The sequence below is a fragment of the Bradyrhizobium campsiandrae genome, from assembly GCF_014529705.1.
Taxonomy (GTDB): Bacteria; Pseudomonadota; Alphaproteobacteria; order Rhizobiales; family Xanthobacteraceae; genus Bradyrhizobium; species Bradyrhizobium campsiandrae.
The window spans coordinates 40,344-63,416 of record NZ_JAANIH010000010.1 but is presented as its reverse complement, the minus strand read 5'-3'; the positions used below and the strand labels follow the sequence as shown (position 1 = coordinate 63,416).

At 64.0% G+C, this 23,073-nt stretch carries 29 protein-coding genes; 17 read left to right on the top strand and 12 right to left on the bottom strand.

From position 1 onward, the window contains the following. Positions 1-35: 35 nt before the first annotated feature. The 4 genes from G8O24_RS09620 to G8O24_RS09605 all read right to left on the bottom strand — a co-directional run bounded on the left by G8O24_RS09620 (position 36) and on the right by G8O24_RS09605 (position 3,177). A complete protein-coding gene (locus tag G8O24_RS09620) occupies positions 36-641 on the bottom strand; it encodes a DUF1419 domain-containing protein (protein ID WP_006023700.1) in 606 nt (201 codons plus the stop codon). Between the two features lie 174 nt (positions 642-815). Beyond that, positions 816-1,583 (bottom strand): hypothetical protein, encoded by a 768-nt coding sequence (locus G8O24_RS09615; RefSeq protein ID WP_006023701.1) that lies wholly within the window; start codon positions 1,581-1,583, stop codon positions 816-818. Between the two features lie 73 nt (positions 1,584-1,656). Continuing rightward, positions 1,657-2,046 carry a hypothetical protein gene (locus G8O24_RS09610; RefSeq protein WP_006023702.1) on the bottom strand — a complete coding sequence of 130 codons (390 nt, stop codon included), beginning with the start codon at positions 2,044-2,046 and terminating at the stop codon, positions 1,657-1,659. A 207-nt stretch (positions 2,047-2,253) separates the two neighbouring features. Continuing rightward, on the bottom strand, positions 2,254-3,177 hold the full coding sequence (locus tag G8O24_RS09605; protein ID WP_024921637.1) for a DUF3991 and toprim domain-containing protein: 924 nt from the start codon (positions 3,175-3,177) through the stop codon (positions 2,254-2,256). A gap of 770 nt (positions 3,178-3,947) precedes the next feature. On the opposite strand from G8O24_RS09605, the gene G8O24_RS09600 reads away from it, so the two are divergent. The 3 genes from G8O24_RS09600 (at position 3,948) to G8O24_RS09590 (ending at position 5,525) form a co-directional block, all read left to right on the top strand. Next, on the top strand, positions 3,948-4,259 hold the full coding sequence (locus G8O24_RS09600) for a transcriptional repressor TraM (protein WP_081758552.1): 312 nt from the start codon (positions 3,948-3,950) through the stop codon (positions 4,257-4,259). A gap of 369 nt (positions 4,260-4,628) precedes the next feature. Further along, the gene (locus tag G8O24_RS09595) at positions 4,629-5,252 is read left to right on the top strand and encodes an acyl-homoserine-lactone synthase (RefSeq protein WP_006023704.1); all 624 of its coding nucleotides are present in this window, start codon (positions 4,629-4,631) and stop codon (positions 5,250-5,252) included. Positions 5,253-5,279: 27 nt separating this feature from the next. Further along, positions 5,280-5,525: a hypothetical protein gene (locus G8O24_RS09590; protein WP_024921636.1), complete on the top strand. Its 246-nt coding sequence runs from the start codon at positions 5,280-5,282 to the stop codon at positions 5,523-5,525. 12 nt (positions 5,526-5,537) lie between these two features. Here G8O24_RS09590 and G8O24_RS09585 read toward each other — a convergent pair whose 3' ends face one another. Genes G8O24_RS09585 through G8O24_RS09550 form a run of 8 tightly spaced genes read right to left on the bottom strand, consistent with a single transcriptional unit; the run spans position 5,538 to position 9,966 of the window. After that, positions 5,538-6,227, bottom strand: coding sequence for a hypothetical protein (locus G8O24_RS09585; RefSeq protein ID WP_006023706.1), 690 nt, complete (start codon positions 6,225-6,227; stop codon positions 5,538-5,540). Continuing rightward, positions 6,224-6,700, bottom strand: coding sequence for a hypothetical protein (locus tag G8O24_RS09580; RefSeq protein ID WP_006023707.1), 477 nt, complete (start codon positions 6,698-6,700; stop codon positions 6,224-6,226). The genes G8O24_RS09585 and G8O24_RS09580 overlap by 4 nt, the downstream gene beginning before the upstream one ends. A gap of 14 nt (positions 6,701-6,714) precedes the next feature. After that, a complete protein-coding gene (locus G8O24_RS09575) occupies positions 6,715-7,371 on the bottom strand; it encodes a hypothetical protein (RefSeq protein WP_006023708.1) in 657 nt (218 codons plus the stop codon). A gap of 11 nt (positions 7,372-7,382) precedes the next feature. Beyond that, complete coding sequence (locus G8O24_RS09570; protein WP_006023709.1) at positions 7,383-7,934, bottom strand: hypothetical protein; 552 nt, start codon at positions 7,932-7,934, stop codon at positions 7,383-7,385. After that, positions 7,931-8,500 carry a thermonuclease family protein gene (locus G8O24_RS09565; protein WP_244434414.1) on the bottom strand — a complete coding sequence of 190 codons (570 nt, stop codon included), beginning with the start codon at positions 8,498-8,500 and terminating at the stop codon, positions 7,931-7,933. Before G8O24_RS09565 ends, G8O24_RS09570 begins: the two co-directional genes overlap by 4 nt. 4 nt (positions 8,501-8,504) lie before the next feature. After that, positions 8,505-8,843, bottom strand: coding sequence for a single-stranded DNA-binding protein (locus G8O24_RS09560; protein ID WP_006023711.1), 339 nt, complete (start codon positions 8,841-8,843; stop codon positions 8,505-8,507). A gap of 27 nt (positions 8,844-8,870) precedes the next feature. Continuing rightward, the gene (locus tag G8O24_RS09555; protein ID WP_006023712.1) at positions 8,871-9,473 is read right to left on the bottom strand and encodes a thermonuclease family protein; all 603 of its coding nucleotides are present in this window, start codon (positions 9,471-9,473) and stop codon (positions 8,871-8,873) included. A gap of 1 nt (position 9,474) precedes the next feature. Further along, positions 9,475-9,966, bottom strand: a complete 492-nt coding sequence (locus G8O24_RS09550) for a hypothetical protein (protein WP_006023713.1) — start codon at positions 9,964-9,966, stop codon at positions 9,475-9,477. Positions 9,967-10,066: 100 nt separating this feature from the next. Between G8O24_RS09550 and G8O24_RS09545 the strand changes: the two genes are divergently transcribed. The 14 genes from G8O24_RS09545 to G8O24_RS09480 all read left to right on the top strand — a co-directional run bounded on the left by G8O24_RS09545 (position 10,067) and on the right by G8O24_RS09480 (position 23,005). After that, the gene (locus G8O24_RS09545; RefSeq protein WP_024921635.1) at positions 10,067-10,765 is read left to right on the top strand and encodes a lytic transglycosylase domain-containing protein; all 699 of its coding nucleotides are present in this window, start codon (positions 10,067-10,069) and stop codon (positions 10,763-10,765) included. Positions 10,766-10,778: 13 nt separating this feature from the next. Continuing rightward, on the top strand, positions 10,779-11,081 hold the full coding sequence (locus tag G8O24_RS09540) for a TrbC/VirB2 family type IV secretion system protein (protein WP_006023715.1): 303 nt from the start codon (positions 10,779-10,781) through the stop codon (positions 11,079-11,081). After that, positions 11,078-11,374, top strand: a complete 297-nt coding sequence (locus G8O24_RS09535) for a VirB3 family type IV secretion system protein (RefSeq protein ID WP_006023716.1) — start codon at positions 11,078-11,080, stop codon at positions 11,372-11,374. Before G8O24_RS09540 ends, G8O24_RS09535 begins: the two co-directional genes overlap by 4 nt. A 7-nt stretch (positions 11,375-11,381) precedes the next feature. Continuing rightward, complete coding sequence (locus G8O24_RS09530) at positions 11,382-13,793, top strand: VirB4 family type IV secretion/conjugal transfer ATPase (protein ID WP_188098612.1); 2,412 nt, start codon at positions 11,382-11,384, stop codon at positions 13,791-13,793. After that, positions 13,790-14,683 carry a hypothetical protein gene (locus G8O24_RS09525; RefSeq protein ID WP_024921633.1) on the top strand — a complete coding sequence of 298 codons (894 nt, stop codon included), beginning with the start codon at positions 13,790-13,792 and terminating at the stop codon, positions 14,681-14,683. The genes G8O24_RS09530 and G8O24_RS09525 overlap by 4 nt, the downstream gene beginning before the upstream one ends. Positions 14,684-14,694: 11 nt before the next feature. After that, positions 14,695-15,405: a type IV secretion system protein gene (locus G8O24_RS09520; RefSeq protein ID WP_006023719.1), complete on the top strand. Its 711-nt coding sequence runs from the start codon at positions 14,695-14,697 to the stop codon at positions 15,403-15,405. Between the two features lie 77 nt (positions 15,406-15,482). Further along, positions 15,483-15,674, top strand: coding sequence for a hypothetical protein (locus G8O24_RS09515; protein ID WP_006023720.1), 192 nt, complete (start codon positions 15,483-15,485; stop codon positions 15,672-15,674). 17 nt (positions 15,675-15,691) lie between these two features. Then, positions 15,692-15,868 (top strand): hypothetical protein, encoded by a 177-nt coding sequence (locus tag G8O24_RS09510; RefSeq protein ID WP_024921632.1) that lies wholly within the window; start codon positions 15,692-15,694, stop codon positions 15,866-15,868. Positions 15,869-15,876: 8 nt separating this feature from the next. Next, positions 15,877-17,007 carry a TrbL/VirB6 family protein gene (locus G8O24_RS09505; protein WP_188098610.1) on the top strand — a complete coding sequence of 377 codons (1,131 nt, stop codon included), beginning with the start codon at positions 15,877-15,879 and terminating at the stop codon, positions 17,005-17,007. Beyond that, positions 17,004-17,717, top strand: a complete 714-nt coding sequence (locus G8O24_RS09500; protein ID WP_006023722.1) for a VirB8 family type IV secretion system protein — start codon at positions 17,004-17,006, stop codon at positions 17,715-17,717. Before G8O24_RS09505 ends, G8O24_RS09500 begins: the two co-directional genes overlap by 4 nt. Beyond that, positions 17,714-18,517, top strand: a complete 804-nt coding sequence (gene virB9 / locus G8O24_RS09495; RefSeq protein ID WP_006023723.1) for a P-type conjugative transfer protein VirB9 — start codon at positions 17,714-17,716, stop codon at positions 18,515-18,517. Before G8O24_RS09500 ends, virB9 begins: the two co-directional genes overlap by 4 nt. A 6-nt stretch (positions 18,518-18,523) precedes the next feature. Further along, entirely contained in the window at positions 18,524-19,870 is a 1,347-nt protein-coding gene (gene virB10, locus G8O24_RS09490) for a type IV secretion system protein VirB10 (protein ID WP_024921631.1), read from the top strand. Continuing rightward, entirely contained in the window at positions 19,833-20,870 is a 1,038-nt protein-coding gene (gene virB11, locus G8O24_RS09485) for a P-type DNA transfer ATPase VirB11 (protein WP_006023725.1), read from the top strand. Before virB10 ends, virB11 begins: the two co-directional genes overlap by 38 nt. Further along, positions 20,867-23,005 (top strand): type IV secretory system conjugative DNA transfer family protein, encoded by a 2,139-nt coding sequence (locus G8O24_RS09480; RefSeq protein WP_188098608.1) that lies wholly within the window; start codon positions 20,867-20,869, stop codon positions 23,003-23,005. Before virB11 ends, G8O24_RS09480 begins: the two co-directional genes overlap by 4 nt. The last annotated feature ends 68 nt before the right edge of the window (positions 23,006-23,073 follow it).

The window sequence follows — 23,073 nt, the reverse complement described above, 5'->3', positions numbered from 1 at the left end:
CGGGCTGTTCGCAGGTCGAAGAGGACGGCGCGGGGCTAGGCCGCGATCGTCTCGGGCAGATGCCGGAGCTGAACCGGCAGCTTCGCCGCGATCTCGGCGTCGCTGAGTTCGTCGAGGAGCTTCAGCACGGTGCCGTGCCCGCCGGCATAGACGAGCACCGTGCGGCGGCCGCGCATGGAGGCGGGCCAGCGTTCGCCGGCATAGCCGCGATAGTCGTCATGCGTGCTCGACCAGATGTGCTCGAGCCGCTCCTCGCGCGTCATGGCGCGGACCGGCCGCGACTCGCGCTCGATGATCGCGGCCTTCATCCGATCGGGCGACGCGCGATCGGAGAGGTCGCAATAGCCGTGAAACCAGCGCTGGCGACCGTCGATGACGAGTGCGAAGAAGATGCTGGTCACGCTGTCCGTCATGAACTCGCGCAGCGCGAACAGATCGCCGCGCATGAACAGCGGCGGCAGGATCTCGAGCATGTAATCATGCTCGGCCTCGGCGATCTCGAACCACTCTCCGGCGAAGAGCTGCGCGCAGTCGCCTGCGCTGTATGCGGGATCACCGCGATGGCGATTGAACATGCGGTACATCTCACGGCGCGTGGCGACGCCCTGGAAGACCTTGCGGATTGTCGGGACGGCGTGCATGGCGGCTCCTTTCAGCCTTGCGGGCCGAAGCGCGAGCGATCGCCTGATCCCTCATCATTTCAGCCCTTCATCACGCCTTTCCGCGGGCCGCCTCTCCGGTCCGGCGGGTCAAGGGCCGCGGCACGCGGGCGAAGCCTCCCTTGACGCGCCGGCCGGGCATGCGGCATCGCGCCTTCATTCCTCTTCTTTCCTCCCTTCTTTTTGCTCCTCCGCGAGACGCCGCTCGGCATTGCCGATCGCGCCGAGCGCGGCCTTGAAGAGCGCCGAGCCTCGTTCCTCCGCGAGATCCGTGGCGGCCACGGCGGCGAGGCTCGCGGCGTGGATGTCGTCGTCGCTCACCGCATCCGGCGACAGGCGCGTCAGCGCACCGTCAAAGGCGATGATCTCGCCGATCATCGTGCGCACTTCGGCTTCGTCGAAACGCAGGAGCACATGGCTGGGCGGCGCGGCCGCCGCGGCAGCTTCGTCGCGGAATTGCGCGATCATCTCGTCGGTAGCGCAGGATCGGATCGCGTCGGCGGTGATGAGGGTGGCCATGCCGCCGAATCCGTCCGGACGCATCCGCGAGCAGGTGAACGCCGACGTCACGACAATTTCCCCGAGCGTTGGCGATCGCCGCACGATGTCCTGGAAGATCGTCGCCCATGACGTCATGGATAGGTCGAGCTCGATGTGGGTGTCGGCATCGGCGGTCTCCGCCAGGCGCTCTGCGGCGATGGAGTCGAGAACGCAGTCGACGCCGGCCGAATCCCGGTGCGCGGCGCGCAGCTCGGCTGCGTCGACCTCGATGCACTCGGCGGGGCTTTCCTCGGCGAAGAAATAGAGCCCGTCGCCATCAGGCTCGGCCTCGAAGATATGCGAGAGCACGAGCCGCTCGAGCGGCGTCATGTCGGGGTTGGAAATCGTCGTCTGCACGACGGTCGGCACGAAGTAGCTGGCCATGTCGGCCTCCTGAAAATGACAAAGCCCGGCAGGGCCGGGCGTGATTGCGGGGATGGTGGATGCCGGCGCCGGATCAGTCCGGATCGCGGGCGCCGGCGAGGATGGCTTCGGCCTTGGCGATCGCGGACACGGCGCGGTCCTGCCAATAGGCGCGATCCGACGCCTCGGCGCCGCTCAGCACCTTCACCAGGCCGAGCAGCACCTCGAAGTGATCGGCCTTGCGCTGCACGGTCTCGCGATAGTGCGATGGGACCAGCACGGACGGGCCCCTATAGGCGCTGTCGCGGCCTTCCCAGACGCCGGTGACATAGGTCTCGCCGGCGGTCTCGTAGTCGTGCTTCTCGTTGTCCCAGTCGTCGTCCTCGACGGCGAGCCGGCAGGCCTCGGCGAGGCTCTCCGCCTCGTAATTGCGCTGCCGATAGACCGGCAGGCGATAGGTGGTTTCGATCGTGAAGATGGGCATCGGAGTCGTCCTTCCCTTCGGGTGTTGAAGACACCCTCGGGGCGGCCGCCTCTCCGGTCCGGCGGGTCAAGGGCCGCTGGCCAAGCGGGCGAAGCCCCCCTTGACGCGCCGGCCGGGCATGCGGCAGGGACGCCATTGCCTCTTTCCGCCGATACCCTCTTGCCCGCTTCGTCGACCCTTCGAGCGGTAGGGTTGAGAGCGGGTCGGTCAGCCGGCGGCCGCAAGCGGCTCAGCGAGCCGGGCGAGCAGCAGGTTCAGGTCCTCGTTCCAATCGCCGGCGCGCGGTCGCGCGCGTGCATAGGTCGCGCTCGTCTGGACCGCGATCGCCTGGACGCGCTCGGCATAGACATCACCCTGGCGATTGTTGTCGGTCGCCGCCACGAGATGCGTGTTCGGCCGTGCCGCTAAGCGGCGGATCGCATCCTCGCTCGCAGGAGACCAGCCGCCGCCGGTGCTGACGTAGAGCGTATCGGGCCGCATGACCTGGATCGCGGCGAGACTCATGGCATCGATCGCCGCTTCAGTGATGCAGACGCGCGCGGCGGCCGACGGGCCGAGCCGGAACAGCTCTTTGGCCCCGCCGGTCGCATATCCGCGCCATTGGGGGCCGCGCTCCTCCCAGCCGACCACGATGCCGTTCTCGCTGCGATGAGCCGCCCACATGCTGCCATGCGGCCCCTCGCGGACCATGCCTTGGCCGACCGCCACGGCGACGATCGTATCGGGAAGCCCGCGTGTCTCGGTGAGATAGCGCCAGGTCGCCGAGCCCGACCGCGGGAGACTCCGACGCGCCCAGCGGTCGGCGATGGAGCTAAGCGGGGAGGACCGGACCTCGCGCTGCCACGCGAGCGGGGTGGGCACGAACCCGACCAGGGACGCGACCCATGCGCAGGCTTCGGGAAAGCCCTGCGCACCGAGATGCTCGGCGAGATCAAACACGTCGCCTTTCGCGGTCGACAACGGGTCAAACCAGCCGCGATCGTTGTGAATGACGATAATGATATTGGCATCGCGGCGGAATTTCATGGCGCGCCGCGTGCTCTCCTTTAGATCGATTTTCCAGCCGTCCTGTTGAAGCAGCGCGGCGCAACCGACCTTGCTTCGCAGTTCTTCGATTTCCTTTTTCTCCATCGCCTTCACCGGGCGCGCATCGCACATACCCCGGTCCTTTCTTCGGTTGACCTGCCTCGCCTTATCCCGAGGGCACGGCGCCCGTCTGCCGCGAAGCGTGCCGGATGCAAGGGCGCGCTGGCAAGCCGTCGCGGCCCGAGATCTCGACCGCGGCGAAGCCTCCCTTGCATCCAGCAACGCGCCAGCGGCATCGATCACCAATTCGAAAAAACAGGCACCACGTACTTTGCCGGCAACCTGCGCTCTGGTCGGAATTGGCATGCGGAATGAGAAGCCGAGATCAGCGAAGCCCGGCGGCCTTTTGGGTGGACGCGAGCGAACGGGCGTCTGGTGTGGTGGCGAAGTCGGCGAACGCGGTAGGTCCGTCTTGCGGCCTATATGCGCTCTCGCTCGCCAGCGGCGGCGACGGAGATCACACACAATCGACGAATTCAAGTTTCAGACTCATCGGACGACGCGAACGCTCCTTGCCTGGCAATCGATGGTTTACCGAAATTGATCTAGAAGCCGAGCGAACGAACGGTTATGAGTCGAGTGGGGCAGTACGCGCTGCCCTGGGGCGTCGAAACCCCTGCTAGCGGTTGGTGCCGGCCGACACGGCACCGCACTCCTTGACCTTATGGTCGGGGAGCCTGTGGCGTATGCAACAGGTTCACCCGAACTAAAGGCCACAGGGCCGTCTAGCACGGTTTCGAACTCCCCGATCACCAAGAGTCAGAGAGGGTTCGTTTGCGGGGGCGTACCGCAGGCACCTCCCCACGGAGGATCGAGTGATCAGGGCCAAGGCGCGAGGGCGCACTTCTCTTGAATCGCGCACGATTGAGGCTCATCGCGCCTATGTGCAGGCGTTGGTGGAGTGGGAACGGGTTTTTCACCTCGGCACCTGCTCGGTCTGCCGCCCCGAGGGTCTCACCGACGAAGAGCACGGCATCCAGTGCGAATTGGCCGAGGCGCAAAAGGAGCGGCGGCGGATGACTTTTCGGGAACGCTGCGACGAACTGGGCTACATGCCGTCAGGGGCAAAAACCTCGCTTCCTCTTCACGCGTCTTGTGGAGCGGTTCCGCGAAGACGAAAGAATTGATTGGCGCAAAGAACGGGGCCGTGGTGCAAAATCTGGCTTTGTGATGCCCCGGCGTAGCGTTATTGGCTAGCGCCGTGTTTATTCGGCGGGTTTCATGGTCGAAATCTTAGCACGACCAGAAGCGGATCAAGAACAAAGGCAGATGACCTGGCGACCTTTATAGCGATGATAGTGTCGCCGCGATCGCACCTGAGCTAAGTCCGCCGAAGAGTCGCCGTACTAATAGGCGTTTCGTTTTTTCATTTATTGAAATATCTCCAAGAACAGACAATGCGCGCGCTAGTCTGATTGCAATGGACCTTTGTGCCCATACCGCGCTGGCGATGGACATGACCAACTCGGCTCTGTCATCTGGTCGAGGTGCATTTCATGCTGATGGTCATTCCAGGCTCGGACGTCGGTCGATACGAGACATTGATGGACCGCGCCTTTCGGTTTCGGCATTCAATTTTTGTCGAAGAAAAGGGCTGGGAGGAACTGCGCCAGCCGGGCGGTCGCGAGCGCGATCGATTCGACGATCGGCATGCAATCCATCACATCTGTCTGCGCGACGAGGAGATCGTCGGCTATCAGCGGCTGTTACCAACCACTCGCCCGCATTTATTGAGCGATGTGTTGACGGATCTGTGCCGGCACACGCCGCCACGCGGCGAACATGTGTTCGAGTGGACACGCTTCAGCGTTGCGCGTAGCTATCGCGAACACCGACCGCGCGGTGACAGTCCCTTTCTCGAACTCGCCCAAGGCGTCGTCGAATGGGGCATTGAGCATCAGGTTGACACAGTCACGGTCGCGATCGACTGGCGGTTGATGTTAATCGCGATGCAATTGCGGTTCTTCGTCCGATCACTCGGTTTTCCCCAGCGTATTGGCCGCGACGAAGTTATTGCCCTGCGCATGTCCTTCAACCGCGAGACCCTTGAAACAATCCGGGCCGCACGAGGCTCCAACGAGTCGGTGCTGCCGATGTCTAACTGGCCGTCAGTTGCGTGATGGTCCGTATCAGCATGGAGTTATTCTATGATAAGAACTGCGGATACCAAGATCATCGCTCACGAACTTCACGCCCGATATGAACATTCGCGGGCGGTGACGCTGATCGGTCGCACCTTGCAAAAAGCTTTGTTCGCCGGGCGCTCCGACGAGGTTGTGTTTTGGGCCCTGGTTCATGCTCATTATCGTGGCGGAGATCTCTGTTCCTCGACCGAGGAGGAACTCAATTATTTTGCTCCCTGGATCATCCGCGACCCTTCCGAGAAAAACTGATCTGGGCGGTACCTAGACGTCTGTCGGATTGACGATGATCGACGCTGTCGATGGCGGTGGCGGATTGGCGGCTATACCGGTCGAGGTCGGAAAATCGCCCGGCCCGGTCGGCGTCTGCTGGCAAACCGCCGACTGGTCTCCGGTAAAGCAGGAGGCGTCATATCCGGCGCCGCGGATGAGGTAGCTGCACACGCTTACCCCGTTGCCATCCTTGACGTTGCGGGCATTGCAGTCGCCGCTCGCAGCGTAGTTCGCGAGCTTCCCGCGCTGGCCGCAGCCGAACTGGCAGGCCATGAGGATGGAAGATTGGTCGATCGTGGCGCAGTGGCCGCCGTAACATACCTGCTGTCCGATCAGCGAGGTCATGCCGTTACTCTGCGCCTTCGACCACTCATTCTGTTCGTACCGGGTCCAGGCGGCGACCTGGGCGGAGGGATCGTCGAGAAAGCTTTGCGCGCTGCCGCTGTAATAGCGTTCGAAGGTGCCGGGGCAAAATTGGAATGCTCCGAGGCAGCCGAACTGATTTGTGGTGCCGAAATTTCCTTCGCTGCTGGACACTTTCGCAGCGAAATCCGCACAGTTCGACGGGATGCCCGCCGCAGTAAGATTGGCGGCTGATTCTCCGGCGAACGCTGCCGCCCCCGACAGACACAGCAGGAGACCCGCATCGGCCAGGATGCCGCGAACAGCGCGCGCTGTCATGGCTTGCCCTCCGGAATCGCAAAGGTGAAATCGCCGTTGACGAGCGTCTTCCCGTCGTCGGTCAACGCGAAGGGACGCTGTGCGAACGCCGCCTGCGCCTTGTCGGCGGCCATCGCGGCGAAGCGCGGATCATCAGGAGGCACGATCTGATGCATCATATCGTCGACCAGGACGGTCGGCTGCTGATGGGGGGCGACGCGCACAAGGCGGGTAGGGCAGGTGCCGGATGTGCAGTCGTCGTTCCAAATCTGCGAGATCAAGAAGTCGCCGCGCGGCGTGCGCAATTCATATTCGTGAATGGTCACGGTGCCGGACGAGCCGGCCGCGAGCGCATCACCCGTCCAGACCTTGTCGGGGTCCTGGGTCACGTTGCGATACGAGGTCTTGTAGCTGAAAGCCGCGTCGGCCGCGGCTGCTGGCACCGCGCCGACAAGGGCGGTCGCAGCAAGCAGACAGATCATCCGAAAGTGCATTTCTATTGTTCTCCTCAATCAGCGTCGCGGCGGTTCAGCGGCACATCCAGCGAGCAGCCGTCGACAGCGTTATGGTTGACGATCATGCCCGTCTTCAACGTCCGGTTCGGAACGTCGTAGGATGCATAGGCCGCGGACACCGTCGGATCGGGCGATGCGCCTGGCTCAAGCTCAAGGAAGCAAGCGCGGCCGCCCTCGAGAGTGCGCACCTGGATCCCCTCGTAAATCGCAATCCGCATGGGGCAGAGCTTCACCGTCGCGCGCGCCTGCGGCACTGCGGTCTTGATCGTGCATCCAATCGCCGTGTTGAGGATACTGAGGACAACGGAACGACCGCGGCTCCAGATGACGAAATGGGCTTCGGTGACGGGCGCATTGCCGCCCGCGAAGCGATGATCCCCACGCTGCCGATAGCCTTGGTTGTTGCGTTCGATCGCGTCCTTCCAGATGTCGGTGTAGGTGGCGGTCGCGCGAGAGGGCAGCTGAAGATCCGCATATGCCATCGGTCGCCACGTCCCCGGATCGGGCGTCACCGTTTGCGCGCGGGCTTGGGTGTTCATCATCCCTGCGATCCCCATCGCCAGGACAAAAATGGCAGAGCTGCGAAAGGCCGGCGATGTGCCTTTAATACAACATCTAATATAATGACTCAACTGCCTTGCCGCGCGCATTGTGCCGCCTGCTATTCGTAGCGGTCGCGGCCGGGCAGCCACCGCCAGAAATCCTTCGGCGAACGCTCCCGATTGCGCCATGGCACCACGCTGCGCGGCGGGTAGACGGGCTGCATGTTCCAGACGTCGCCGTAGTAATAAAAATTTACCGCTTCGCGGCGAAGGCGACGGCCACTGCCGTCCAGAAAATCCGTCGCGCAATGGACGACGGGACCGCGGTAGCGGATCACACGGGCGGTTTGTTCGTCCAGCGCGCCCGGCTTGCACCCGAACAGCCACACCGATGCGGGGAAGTTGCCTTCCCGGGCAGAGCCGGCGAGAAGCCGACGATAGGCCGCGTTCGCCTCCGGCTGGGTCGGATAGGGAAAACGCTCGGTAAGGATGGGGGCAAACGTCGACCGATCGGGGGCATATTCCAGACGGCCGGGCTTGACGGCGGCGGGGGTGTACATCGGTTCGCGCGCGGGCGGCCCATAGTCCGTCACCGGCCATGGCTGCGGCGCGGCGCAGGCTGACAGCACGAGCATGATGGGAAGAGAGAGAACGACGGCGGTACGGCTCATGGCGTTGCCTCGAACCGGGCGAGCGGCGGCGCGGCCGGGCGTTTGGCACGCCACTCCCAGGGCATCTGGAATGTACTCGACCAGAGCCCCCGATAGGCTTTGCGCGCGTCCTGCTCGGCTTGGACGTAGGCACGGATCGCCGGGTCCCTGTCCGTTCCGGGGAGCGCTACGGCGATGCCGGCGCGCAACATATCGGCAGCGATGTCGGGATGGCCCGCCGTGGCGCACCGCACCAGGTGCTCTGACGCCTCGTCCCGCAATGTCCTGCAGGCGAGCCAGGCGTTGAGGGTCGCCGTGACGAGCCACGATGTCGCCATCGTGCCGCACGGCCAGGGCTGCCTGCCCAAGCGCGCGGTCTGCTCCGGCGCGCAGGTATCAATGCCGTAGAGCCGGTAGGCCGCGCCCGTCTCGATATCGCGGAACCGCACCCCATTGATGACCTCGACCCGCAGCGGCGGCGATTGAAGCGGCAGCTGCGGCGCGTAAATGCCCTCGTTCCGATCGGCCGGCTGCGCGCCAGCCTTGGTTGTCGTCGCGGCCGCCAGGAGCGAGATGGCGAGAAACACGGTGTCACGCCGCGGCATCGTCGCGCGCACCGAGATCGAGCTTGTGGAAGACGTTGGCGATGATGTCGGTCGTGTAGATCGTCTCGCCGTCCTTCTTGTAGGAGCCGTCGGCGATGCGGCATTCGGCATAGACCGGATCGCCTTTCGCGACATTGGCGATGACCCAGGCCGCGGCTTTTTCATTGAGGACGCTGACCGTTACCCAGTCGGTCTCCTCGTGCCGCTCGCCCTTGGCGTCAGTCCACCCGCGGTCGGTCGCGATGTGGATCTTGGCGGATTTGTTAAACGCCTTCGGCGCCTGCCCGACAAAGCCACGGACGATGAAGAGATTTGTGGTTCGCATGGTCGCTCCTCGTGCTGACGTTGAGTCCTATGGGGTCGCTGGGTTTGCTCCTGGCATCCCGGACGCGGGAGCAGGCGAAGCCTGCCGCAGGGCGCGCAGAATGATCGCGTTCGGATCGGGGAGGTCGGCGAACGCCCACAATCCCGCCTTGGATCTCTGGGCGACAAGCTGGGCCACGAAGTACGGCGCGTGAACCGGCTGGCCGTCCGGTTTGAGCGCGGCGAAGGCGAAGCCGGTTGAAATCAGAGCTGTGCCGAGATCGATGCGTGAGCCCGCCGCGGCGCCCTTGCTCGGGCTGGCTAGGCAGAACACGAAGACGGTTCGCAGCTGCGGCGATTCGGCCGCGTCGTAGCACTGCGGTCTGAGATCGCGAACCAGTGCGACAAGCATGGCGAGCGAAGCCTCGCCGCAGTCGCGTTTGAGGCCGTGGCCGTTGGTGAAGCTCGTGTCACGCAGGCAGGCCTGGACGCCATAAAGACGATAGGTCACGTCGCCGGCCGACCAGCTGTCGCCTGTCAGATAGATGGCGTCCGCTGGAACTGGAAACCAGGGCGACGCGGATTGCGCCGTTACCCTTGTTGCGGTGAGTGGCAGGGCCAGAATCGCGGCCATCAGCCATGCCCGGCCCATTCTAGTAGCCCTGCAGCGAGAAATAGAAGCGCTGCACGCCGTTGGCCGAGCTGATGTCGACGTAGTAGGGCTCGCTGCGGCGCTGGCGCGGCGTCGTCGGATAGGTCGTCGTGCAACCGCCATCGCTTCCTGAGCACATGCGCTCGGGCTTGGACAGATCGGCGCACAGCTCTCCGTTGGCGGATGGCGATGTTTCTCCGCCCGGCAAGCCTGCGACCGGTGTTAGGCCTACCGGACAGGCTTCGTAAGGCTCATAGCCCGGGCCGCTGGCATGCCCTTCAGAACAGGTTGGCCAGCCGCCGCCGCGGGCGAGCCGGCGAAACAGTTCCTGCATGACCGGCACGCAGTAGGGGATGCTGGACCATCCCGGATTGCTGGCCGCCGCGCACAGCAAGACCTTGCACCCGAACGAAGCGTCCTGCGCCGCCGCAGGTGGGGCGGGTTGCACGAGGCCGAGGCTGAGGCCGGCCAGCAGGACTGAGCAGCGTTTCATTCCATCCCTCCGGATCGAGCTGGGGACGTCATTCACTAACCTGTTGCCAAGGTAACAACATCTAATATATTGTCTATTGAAAAGTGGAGAGCCTAGGGGCATGTCGAAGCGAATCGCGGCGATCGGATTGGGGATGATGGTGGCCTGCGCCGGCGCAAACGCTCAGGACGCAGCGAACGTTTCGCACCTCGCGACCGTCGATGCCTCCGGCCGCGTCATTCCACTGGACACGCCGCGATTCCGCCTCGACGCGAATGAAGCGGCGCGGCCGTGCGGCGGCGCGAAGGCGATGGCGCCCGACGAGGCGCGAGCGCTGGTGGCACGCATCGCCACAGAGGAGAAGTTCTCGCCCGAATTCGCTCAGTCGGTGGCGAAGAGCGAAAGCCAGTACAACTCGATGGCGCTCTCCGGAAAGGGGGCGTTCGGCCTGATGCAGCTGCTTCCGCAGACCGCGCAGCGCTTCAACGTCGACCTCTGCAGCCCCGCCGATAACGTGCGCGGCGGCATCCGCTTCCTGCGCAGCCTCCAAGACAAATACAAGAACCCGTTCTTTATCCTCGCGGCCTACAACGCCGGCGAGGAAGCCGTCGCCAAGAGCCGTGGTGTTCCTCCCTATCCCGAGACCGTTCGGTTCGTCGCCCAAGTCATCAACGATTTCTACAGCTGGCCGGATCCTCGCGGCGCTGGCGCTCTCGCGTCCGCCCAGCCTGACGTCGTCGAACTCGCCACGCGGCCCGATGCGGCGCGTCCCCAAGCCGGAAGGCATTGGAACGATGGTTTCGTCATGCACGTCGATTGACAGGGAGGACTAGATGACTCGATGGATTTCGCGCACGCCCCTCGCTCTGAGCCTTGTGGCGCTCAGCGTCGTCGACGCCGCGGCACAGTCGGGCGGGACGCTGCAACCCGTGCAATCCACGCTCACGCAGTTGGTTCAGGCTTTGACAGGCCCGATCGCCACCGCGCTGGCGACACTGGCCGTCATCGCGTGCGGTCTGTTCGCCTGGTCCGGCCGTCTGACGTGGGGCATCGCCGGTAGCGTCATTTTCGGCATCGTTCTGGTGTTCGGCTCGGCGCAAATCGTCCAATTCTTCCAGTCGGCGGTCGGCCAATGACCGAAGCCGAGCTCGATGATCCGCTTATCACCCCGCTGGTCAAAGCCCTCACTCGCGCGCCGACGCTGATGGGCGTGCCGTATATGTACTTCATGTTCAACGGCGTGGTCTCGAGCGTGTGCTTCCTTGTCACCCACAATCTCTTCATGCTGCTGGTCGCGATTCCGCTCCATCTGTTCGGCTACGTGATGACTCTTCGCGACGACCGTATCTTCGAGATCCTGTTCGTCCGCTCGACAAGATGTCCGCCCCGCTCGCGCTCCTTCTGGGGCGCCGACAGCTACGCCCCGTGAGGCTGCCATGGTCGCCCGCGCCCTTCTCGACGAGCTCACCTTCGGCGCCGTGTCCCGCCGTGAGCGACCGGTGGCGTCGCACATTCCCTATACCCGCCACGTCGACGATCACATCCTCAAGACGCGAGACGGCCTGCTCCTCACGGTGTTGAAGCTCGACGGCTACTCGTTCGAGACATCCGACATGAGCGAGGTCAACGCCCGTCTGCTCGGCCGCAACGACATCGTCCGCACACTCGCCAACTCGCGCTTCGCGCTCGCCGCGCACATCGTCCGGCGCGAGGTGCAACCACGGATCGCGTCGACCTTCGACAACGCGTTGTGCCGCGAGATCGACGAGCGCTACGACGCCTCCCTGTCGAAGCGTCGAATGTTCGTCAACGACATCTATCTCACGATCGTGCGCCGTCCGCTCCAGGGCCAGGCCGGAACCTTCGACGTCCTGATGACGAAGGCTCTCGGCCGCAAGGACGAGGCCGGCGAGTCGGTGGCCATTCAGACCGCCCTCAACGAGCTGCGCGATGCCGCGACGGCGGTTCGCGAGAACCTGGCCGCCTATGGCGCGCGGCAACTCGGCGTGGTCCGGCGCGACGGCATCTGGTTCTCCGAGCCGCTGGAATTCCTCGTGCAGATCGTGAACGGCGGCCTACCGCGGCCGATGCATCTGCCCCGCATGGACCTTGCGGACGCGCTCTCGACGAAGCGTCTCTTCTTCGGCCGCAACGCCATCGAGATCCGCGGCGCCAGCCGCGACGACACGCGCTTCGGCGCGATGATTTCGATCCGCGAATATCCGGCGCAAAGTGGTCCCGGTTCGTTCGACAATCTCCTGCGGGTGCCGCACGAATTTATCGCCACCCAGACCTTCGCCATCGTCGATCGGCCGGTCGCCGCCAAGCAGATCGATCGCGTGTCGCGGCAAGTCGATATGTCCGACGAGGCCGGTTCGATCGTCGCGGAGCATCTTGACGAGGCCCGGGACGAATTGCTGGCTTCCGAGGCGATCTATGGCGAGCACCACATGACGGTGATGTGCCTCGGCCGCGATCTCGCCGAGGTAGGCGCGGCCGTGACAGCGGCCGGTGCCGCGCTGACGGATCGGTCGGTGATCTGGGTGCGCGAAGACCTCAATTGCGAACCGGCGTTCTGGTCGCAGCTGCCGGGCAATTTCGCCTATATCGCCCGCAAGGCTGTGATCTCGTCGAAAAACTTCGCCGGCTTCGCCTCGCTGCACAACTATCCGAGCGGGCGCCCCGACGGCAACCACTGGGGCCCCGCAATCTCGGTCTTCGAGACAACGTCGCAGACGGCCTACTATTACAATCACCACGTTCGTGACATCGGCAACTTCACCGTCGTCGGGCCGACCGGGTCGGGCAAGACCGTGTTTCTATCGTTCATCGCGGCGCAGACGCAGCGCATCCAGCCGCGCCCCAAACTCGTCTTCGTCGACAAGGATCGTGGCGCTGAGATCTTTATTCGCGCTCTCGGCGGTCAATATGAAGCGCTCATTCCCGGCGAGCCCACCGGGTTCAATCCGCTGTCGCTGCCCGACTCGGCAGCGAACCGCGAGTTTCTGTACCAGCTGTTCGCCTTCATGCTGCGTCCGGCCAAGGGCGGCGATCTCAGCGCTTCCGAAGAGCAGGTGATCCGAAACGCAATCGCAGCGGCGCTTTCAGCGGGTCCGGACGGGCGGACGCTGAAGGCGTTCTCGACCTTGCTGCGCGGTCGCATCCGGGCGGGGGAGGGGGATCTCCTCGCGCGCTTGGAAAGCTGGATGCGGCCGGATCAGCGGGGCTGGCTGTTCAACAACGATGAGGACCAGTTCTCGATTTCGAGCATCTTCGGCTTCGACATGACGCGCGTCCTCGACGATCCCGTCATTCGCACCGCCGCGCTCATGTACATCTTCCACCGCACCGAGGAGTTGCTCACGGGCGATCCGGTGATGATCTTTCTTGATGAAGGCTGGCGGCTGCTCGACGACGAGGTCTTTGCCTTCTTCATACGCGATAAGCTGAAGACGATCCGCAAGCAGAACGGCATCATCGGCTTCGGCACGCAATCTGCGGCCGATATCGTCCGCTCACGCGCGTCCAACACGCTGATCGAGCAGACCAGCACCAACATCTTCTTTCCGAATCCCAAAGCCGACGACGAGAGCTATCGTCAGGCTTTCCGCCTTTCGGGCCGCGAGGTCGACTGGATTCGCAGCACCGTCCCCGAAAGTCGGTCCTTCCTGATCAAGCACGGCCGGGACAGCGTCGTGGCCCGGCTGAACCTGTCGAGCATGCCTGACCTCATCAAGGTGCTGTCCGGTCGGACCGAGACCGTGGCCGAGCTCGACGCGCTGCGCGCGCGCGTTGGCGACGATCCAGCGGTGTGGCTGCCGATCTTCCTGGGGAGAGACCCTTCATGAAGACCATCCTGATCATTGTCGCGGCGGCGGCTTTGGCCACCCAGGCGCACGCGGCCATCCCGGTCGACGACGCAGCACAGCTCAGCCAACATTCGTTGACAGCCAGCACGACGGTCAAACTCGTACCGGTGACGACGCAGCGCAAGGACGCCAATAGCGGCGTCAAATGCGCGGTGACCACGGGCAAGAAGGCCAACGTCACCGATCCGACCGTTAAGCCGCAGGCGGGCGCCGGAAGCCAGGCCCTTCGCTCCTATGCGCCGGACATGCCCGCCGCTCCCGATCCTGGGGCGCAAGGCGGCGCGCTGAACAGCCAGACATTGTTTCAATCGAGCGGCAATGTCGTTGCCGGTCTCGATGCCAGTCGCTCGACGCTTGGCGCCGCGCAGTCAGGGTTTCAGGTCGCGGGCCAGCAGGTCGGCACCGGCTCGACCGTGATGGCGGCGATGGACATGAACAGCGCGGCGCGGCTGCAGAACAACCTTGCCTGGAACGGCGTCATTGATTCGACGGACCTTTGGGTCACCGCCCTGAACGCGCTCAACCTCGCCAGAACGAGCGACATGAGCCGGGCGGCCGGGGGCATGCGGGCGGCGACGGTGATGGGGGGACGGCCCGCCTCCGGTCCGGTCTGTCCCGCGGGCATGATCGGGACCGGCTCGCCGACTGACCCTTGCCGGACGCCGACGGGATGCTCGACCACACCGCCGGGCACGAACCCCGACCCTGGATGCGTCAGCGCCCGCTACGTCGACACCGACGGCAACGTCATCTTTTACCTCGCACAGGCGCAAGGCACACCGACGAACGACAGCGCTTCGACCGGGCCCGGCTTGACCGTGGCCGACGTCGCCGCGGCGCTGGCCGCGATCAACAACGACACGCGCTAGGGAGGATTTTCATGCGCACCATCCTTGCCCTCATCGCCGTCATCGTGACCGCCCAATTGTCGCCAGCGTTGGCGCAAGTCCCGGTCATCGACAACGCCAACCTGCAAAAGGCCCAGGAGATCGCAACCAGCACCCAGAAGATCCTGACCGCCGATCAGCAGATCATGCAGTTCACCCAGAAGACGCTGCAAGCGGTGACGGGCGATCGCTCGTCCCAGGCGCAAGGAACGCTCGCACAAATGGCCCTCGGCGGCGGCTTCTCCATGGCGCAGGCGCCCTCCCTCGGATCGGTGATCTCGGGCGGGGCGCTGTCTTTCGCCGGCATGGGCTCGAATTCGCAGAACATCGTGTCGACTCTGATCAATGGCCTGCAGCTCGTACAGACGATCACCGGTCTCACCAGCGGCCAGAGCCACCCCGTGGACACGGCTTACAAGAGTTCCGTGAACGTCGCCGCTACGCTCTCGGGGCTCATCAACTCGACACAGAGCGCGGTGCAGCAGCGATCGAGCGCTTTCAAGCAGGGCGGCCAGCAGATCGGCCAGGCGCAGGATCTGAAAGGCAGCATCGATCAGAATACCCAGGTGCAGGTTCAGACCGGCCTGACGATCAATGAACTGAACGGGGTTGCGAACAATGCAGCCGCTGCGGCGAACCAGGCCAATCTCGATCGCATCGCGGCGGAGTCGGCCGCGGCGCGCGCCATGAAATTCACTCAGTAGCGGAGCGGGCGGCGAGCCGCGAAAAGCTTTCGCGCACGCCGCGCGGGACGGCGCAACACAACATCTGGGGGACCCCCATGTCGAAGGCCATTGTCATCGCGACAGCCGTGGTTGCGCTCGCCGTGGGCGTCGCGGTCGGACGCTACGCGCTCCGTCCATCCTCATGGCCGGCGACGAGCACCGCTGAAACGTCCCCCAACCGGAACGATGCCGCGGAATCCGCCTCGCGGGCCATGACATTCACGCAACCCAAGGCGCCGCCGCAGTGAGATCGGTATCGCTCCTCATGGCCAGCGTACTACTCACGCTCGCGCTCGGCGGCTGTGCCTATAAGCCGCTGAAAGCGCCGTGTTCACCCGACGAGGGCGGCGCGCCGCTGGCCTATGCGCAGCTCCCTCCCGCGCCGCCCGCTCGAGCCGCGGTTGAGGCCGTTGACGCCTGCGGCCCGATGCGGCCGATCTGAGGAGCGCGATGGCCAACAATTTCAATATCACTTCGCTACTGCAATCCGTCGACCAGCTTGGCCAGAATTACGTTTCGACGGCATATCAGGCCCTCGCGAACGCGGCGACATCGGGCGGGACAACCGGCGTCGCCGGTCTGCTCCTGACGCTTTACGTAATCTTCTGGGGCGTCGGGATCTGGCAGGGCACGGCCAGCGGCGGCCCGACGGATTATGCCTTCCGGCTCTTTCGCGCGATGATGATCTATGTCCTGGCGACCCGCTGGGGAGAATTCCAAACCTTCGTGTATACGATCCTGAATGACGGTCCTTCCGCCATCGGCAACGCGCTGCTGAGCGCCGTCACTTCCGCCAACAATACCGGCACCTCGGCCAATCTCACCTCGGTCAACGCCGTCCAGTCGGCCTTGCAGAACATGTGGGACACGACCAATAGCGCGACCGAGGCGTTTCTACAGAATGCCGGCATTACCAATTGGGGACCCTACATCTTCGCCGCCGTTTTCTACGTTGTCATGGCGATCCTGATCGGTTTCGCCATCTTCCTGATCGTGTTGTCGAAGATGTTCATGTGGCTTCTGCTTGCCCTGGCGCCGCTATTCATCATCCTGCTTCTGTTCGGCGTCACGTCGCGGTTCTTCAGCGGCTGGATGAGCTCACTCGCGCAGTATTTCCTTGTGCAGGTGCTCGTATACGCCTTCCTCGCCTTCTATGTCTCGCTGATCCAGCAATCGATCGACACGCTGAACGGCGTCGCCAACAGCAAGTCTGCCACATGGGCAACAATCGGACCGGTGGTGCTGCTCGCCATCATCGGCATCCTCCTGCTGAGCCAGATCAATAACATAGCGGCCGCTATCGCAGGTGGCGTCCCGATCTTCGCGCCCCGGCTCGGCGCGGTCCTGGCCACGGCCTCCGGCTACCGGATGGGGGCGGCCGCCAACCGAGCGCGCCTCGCCTTCCGCAATCCGTTCAACCCCGCTTCGATGGCGCGGCGGGAGGAGCTGGCCGCGCGGCAGAGAGCGCGCGTCGGCCTCCGCGCCGCGAGCTGGACGCAGTCCGCAGAGTTCCGTCGGCTCGCCGACCAACTCCGCAACTCCGGCGTACCGCCCGCGCAGAGCGGGGGAGGAAGACCGTGACGGATACCACGACCCAGTCCGACCGGGTTGATCCGCGCTATTATGCCGACGGCGCAACTTGGGAGCATGATATCGCCCGGCGCAACCGCAACTCGCGCGCGCTAGCCTGGATCGTCGCCACCGTGATGACCATGGTTGCCGTCACCGCGCTCGCCGTGCTGGCGCTCCTCGTGCCACTCAAGACCTACGAGCCTTATATGGTCGTCGTCGACAAAACGACGGGGTTCGTCGAGGTCAAGCGACCGACCGCGGAGGGACCGCTGACGCAGGACGAGGCGGTCACGATGTTCAATGTCGTGCGCTACATCAAAGCGCGCGAGACCTACGATCCGAAGGCGCTGAAGGATAATTTTGATCTCGCCCAACTCCTCGCCGCCGGAGACGCGGCGCGCGAACTCACCGAGATTTACTCGCCCGCCAATCCCAATAACCCGGTGAAGATCTACGGGACGAACACCGAGGTCAGCGTCACCATCAAGTCGGTGACCTTTCCGAACAACCGCACCGCTCTGGTCCGCTTCTCCACCGACGAAAAGTCGGCCACCAACATCGTGACTCGGCACTGGGTTTCTCTGGTGCGCTTCCGTTACACGTCCGCGCCCATGCGCAACGAATGGCGTTTCGACAATCCGCTGGGCTTCCAGGTGCTCGAATATCGGCGTGACCAGGAATCGGCGCCATCTCCGCGCAGCGTGGGGCAGCAGCCATGATGCGGCCGTCCGCTGTTGCGCTTCTTACCCTCTTACTGTCGACGGGCGCGGCGCTTGCCGAATCGACGCCGCGCCCCGGCCGCCTCGACCCGCGTGTGCGCGACGTCGTCTACAACCGGGACAACGTCACCGCAATCGACGCCACCTACGGCACGTCGACGATGATCCAGCTGCAGCCTGACGAAAAGATCGAGACGTTGGCGCTCGGCGATTCCATTGCCTGGCGCGTCGAGCCGAACCGAAAAGGCGACATCATCTTCATCAAACCCGTGGAGAAGAACGCGCAATCCAATCTCAACGTGGTGACCGACAAGCGAGTCTACTCGTTCCTGCTGCGCTCGAACACGCGCCCGCCATCGAATCAGATCTACGCCGTGCGGTTTCGCTTCCCGGATGACGAAGCCAGCGCCCGGCTGCTTGCCGAAGCCAAGGAGCGCGCCGCCAATCCGAACTTGAAAGCGCTCAACATCGCGAACGCCAACAGCAACTACGGCTACAAGGGGTCTTCCACCAACAAGCCGGTCGCCGTCTTCGACGACGGCACCAAGACCTGGTTTCGGTTCGAGGGCGAGACACCGGCGATCTTCATCGTCGACGCGGATCGCAATGAGAGCCTCGTCAATTTCCGGACAGAGGGACCCTATGTCGTCGTCGACAAGGTCTCCGCGCAATGGACCCTGCGCAACGGCCAGGAATCGACCTGCATCTTCAACCGCCGTCTGACCAACGTGCATGAGCCGACAGGCCTTGAGCCTTACGCGCCGCAGCGCGTGGGCACGGCCACCGCCTCGGGAGGTTGAGCGCGCATGCCGACGGCCGACGATTATCGTTCACTGGAGCTCGAGGCGGCCGCCGCCAGCTCTGTCGCCCGGGGGCGAACCGCTCTCGGCGGTTTCTTGAAGATCGCCATACCGCTTGGGGCGCTGGCGATTGCCGCCTGGCTCATCTACGGATCGCTGGCCCGCCGGACTCCCACTTTGACGACGCCGGACAAAGAAGAATTCACGACCACCCAGTTTCCGGCGCCGTCGCTTTCGACGCCCCGTCCCCAAACCGATCAGGGCACGATCGTCGTGCCGCCGGCGCCGCCCGAACCCGCTCCGCCTGCTCCTCCGGTCGCACCGCCCCTGGCGTTGCCGCCGCCGCCGGCACCGGAACCGCCCCTTGTCGCGGCACCGCCCAACGATGACGAGGCGCGGCGGCTCGCGGAGCTCGAGCGGCAACGCCAGGAGGAAGAGCGACGGCGCTGGGAGCGGCTGCGCGCGCCACAGGTGATCGCTGACAACGCCTCGGCGGCCGCCGCTACGAATGGCGAGGACGGACCTCGTGGTGCGGCAGGCAACGAAGACGATCCCAATAGGCGCTTCCTCGCATCGGTCTCCGCCGCAGGGGTCGAAGTGGCCCGCGCATCAAAGAACGACCGCATCGACGCGCTGGTGGCGCAGGGCACGCTGATCCGCGGCGTGCTGGAAACGGCCGTACAGAGCGATCTGCCCGGCATGGTGCGAGCTGTCGTGACCGAGAATGTCTGGTCGTTCGACGGCCGACGCGTGCTTATTCCGTCGGGCAGCCGCCTGATCGGCGAGTATCGGTCCGGCATCGCCCAGGGCCAGACCCGGGTCTTCATCGTCTGGACCCGGATGTTGCGGTCCGACGGCGTGTCGGTGCAACTCGGTTCGAACGGCGCCGACGAGCTCGGCCGTGCCGGCAACGCTGGCTTCGTCGACAATCATTATCTCGAGCGCTTCGGCTCGGCGATCGTGCTGTCGCTGGTCGGCGGGGGAGCACAATTCCTCAGCGCATACGGACAAAACACCGACGGCTATGGCAACGGCACGGTCATCACGACCACCGACCCCGTGACCGGCGTCGTGACGCAGACCCAAACCGGCGTGAACCAGAACCAGCTTTCCCTGCAGGCCCGTCAGATCGCCGCACAGAACATTTCCCAAACTCTGACCAACATCGCTCAGGAGGCCCTGCGCAACTCGATCAACATTCCACCGACGATTTACCTCGACCAGGGAACGCGGATCATCGTGTTCGTGCGGCGCGATCTCGATTTCTCGGCACTGTATCCCGATCCGGTCAAGGAAGCCCTCAGGGAGCTGAAGCGTGAGCGTAGTGGCGCGAAGCCTGACGGTCTTCATTGATCGCGCGCTGGAGCCGATCCGACCTTGGCTCGAGGACGATCAGGTCGTCGAGATCTGCGCCAATGGGCCTGGGGAAGTCTGGGTCGAACGGTTTGGACAATCGGCGATGGAAAGGCACGAGGTGCCAGCGCTCAGCGAACACGCGATCCGCCACTTGGCCGAGCGCGTCGCGGGTCATTCGGGGCAAAGCGTCAACGAAGAACATCCGCTTCTGTCCGCGGCCTTGCCAACGGGGGAGCGCTTCCAAGGCGTCATTCCCCCAGCGACGACCTCGGGCGGTGCGTTTGCCATCCGCAAGCAGGTCATCAAGGAGATGCGGCTCGACGATTATCGCCGCATGGGATCGTTCGACAAGGTCGCGATGACCGAAGAGGGCGCCTTGTCCGACGTCGATCGCCGCCTGTGCGAGCATCTCGACGCGGGCCGCATCGAGGACTTTATCAAGCTGGCCGTTGTCAGTCGATATTCGATCCTGCTTTCGGGAGGGACAAGCTCCGGAAAGACGACGTTCCTGAACGCGATACTCAAGGAAGTGCCGGCCGACGAGCGCATCATCACGATCGAGGACACGCGTGAGGTCAATCCGATCCAGAAGAACTTCCTTCCCTTGGTGGCCTCGAAGGGGGACCAGGGCGAAGCCCGAGTTACGGTCGAAATGCTCCTGCAGGCTTCCATGCGGCTGCGTCCGGACCGCATTTTTCTCGGCGAGATCCGCGGCGCCGAAGCCTATTCGTTTCTGCGCGCGATCAATACGGGACATCCCGGCAGCATCACGACGGTCCATGCGGACAGTTCGGCCGGCGCCTTCGAACAGCTGGCGCTGATGGTGATGCAGGCCGGGCTTGGTCTGCGGCGTGACGAGATCATCGCGTACATCAAGTCCGTTCTTCCGATCGTGGTTCAACAAACCAAGGTTGGCGGCTGGCGCGGCACATCCGAGATCTATTTCTCGCGCATGCCCGACTGGCGACGCGAGCACGCCGCGAGGTATGACCGATGAGCCGCATCATCGCATTCCGCATCGGCATCGGGCTGCTCGTGCTTCTGGCGTTCTGCTTGTTGTGGAGCCTGGCGTATGAGGTGGTGGTCGCGCTGCGCTGGGCGCCCCACCGGTTCCCGAGCGAGGGCGCCAGCCGCTGGGCGCTGTTCGCGATGCAGAATGCCGACCGCTCCGCCGACTTTTTCCTGGTGGCATGGCGTCATTTTTATGAGCGGCTGGTCTATCCGCCGACGCGCGCCGAGGCACTCATCCGTGCCGGATACGCCGCCGCCGCAGTGGTCGCCCTTGGCCTGGCCGGCGCGCTCTTCGCCTACATCAACCGTCGACAGATGCCGTACGGCGCGGCTCGCTTCGGCAATCTGATGGAAGCGGCGAAGCGGGGTTTGACCAGCAAACGTGGAATCGTCCTCGGATTGCTCAGTGGTGTCACCATCCGTTCCGACGAACCTGCGCATATCCTCGTGGTCGGACCATCGCGGTCCGGCAAAGGGACGGGCTTCGTCCTGCCCAATGGTTATGTGTGGCAAGGTTCGGCAGTCTTCTTCGACCCGAAGCGCGAGAACTTCGAGGCCCTCGCCAACCATCGCACGGCGATGGGCAATAAGGTTTTTATGTTCTCGCCGGGATCGAACGACACACACCGCTACAATCCTCTCGACTTCGTGCGCCGCGACGAGCGCATGGCTACCGACTGTCTCGTGGTCGCCTCCTTCGTCATTCCAGAAAAGGCCGACGACACTTGGGCCGGCGCCGGTCGGCTCTTGCTCTCCGCCCTGATCGGCTATGTGCTTTCCTCGCCGCTGATCGAGGGCGCTCAGCACATGCGCACGGTGGCCCGTATGACGACCACCGGGAAGGACATCTCGACGGTGCTGCGGGCCATCGTCCGCACCGAGCGACAAAATCTGCCGACATGGGTGGTCGACAGCTTCAATCAATACATCGCGCTCGAGCCGGAGACGCGCAACAGCGCGGTCTTCAACGTCAACATGGCGATGAGCCTTTGGAACAACGGTCTCATCTCGGCCGCGACGGAAACCTCGGACTTCGACATCCGGGAGCTGCGGCGCACGCCGATGACAATCTTCATCGGATGCACGATCGCCGAGCTTTCAATCTTCCGGCCGCTCATTCGCATCTTGTTCCAGCAAATCCACGACCTTCTAATGGTCAAGATTCCCGGCGACGACGAGCCGCATCAGGTTCTGCTGATGCTCGACGAGTTCTATCACGTCGGCCGAATGGATTCGCTGATTTCCAAGATCACGATCAGCGCCGGATATGGCTTCCGGATGGCAATCGTCATGCAGGACCTCGCGCAGCTCGACGAGCTTTACGGCAAGAACACCCGCATCACCACAGTCTCTGGCTCGCAGATCAAGCTGTTCATCCAGATCAACGATCTTGAGACTTCGGACTTCGTTTCCGAAATGCTTGGTGAGACCACGCAGGTCTATAAGACGCCGATCCAGCGGCCGGGCCAGGGCATCTTCGCGCCCCGAGTCTGGTCGCCGCACTACACACCGCGCCCCCTGCGCAGCCCGCTCGAGCTACGGGAAATGTCGGCGCGCCTTTCCATCTTGATGGTAAAAAATTCTCCGTCGTTCGAGCTGACCAAGATCAGGCACTACTTGGACAAGCCATATCGCGGCTATTACGAGCGCGCGAGAAGCGTCCCGCCGCCTCTGCCCAGATTGCGGGTCTGGCAGGATGAATCCCTTCAGGGAGCGATTAACCCCGGTCCCGACACGTCACATCTGGAGCCAACGGAGGCGGCCGCTGCCCGCGCACCGGCGCGATCTGGCAAAGTCTCGCCCCGCCGGCCGGCTCAAACCAGTGCGCCGAAGGCGAAGAGGCCCAGCGCCGCCGCAAAGGAAGCCCGTGCGCCCCTTGTTCTGACCACGGCGCCGGCGCCGGCGCCGCAGCCCCGCAAGGCTCTCGAGCTCGGCGCTGGCCCCCCCGCTCCCTCAGGAGAGACCTGCAATGTGCGGGATATCCTTGCTGCGGCGAGGCGGGACGAGGCTGACGATTTCGCGGCAATGATCAATATCGTAGTAGACGCACCTGGACCCAGACTTCGCCAGGTAGAGCAGACCCTTAAAGATCTACATAGTGAGTTCGGAGAAGAGCGCTGAGGCTTTGAGGCGGCTAGAGAGCGCGCCGCGAGGGACGCTAGATGCTTCTAAGAGCCCGCGCAGCTACA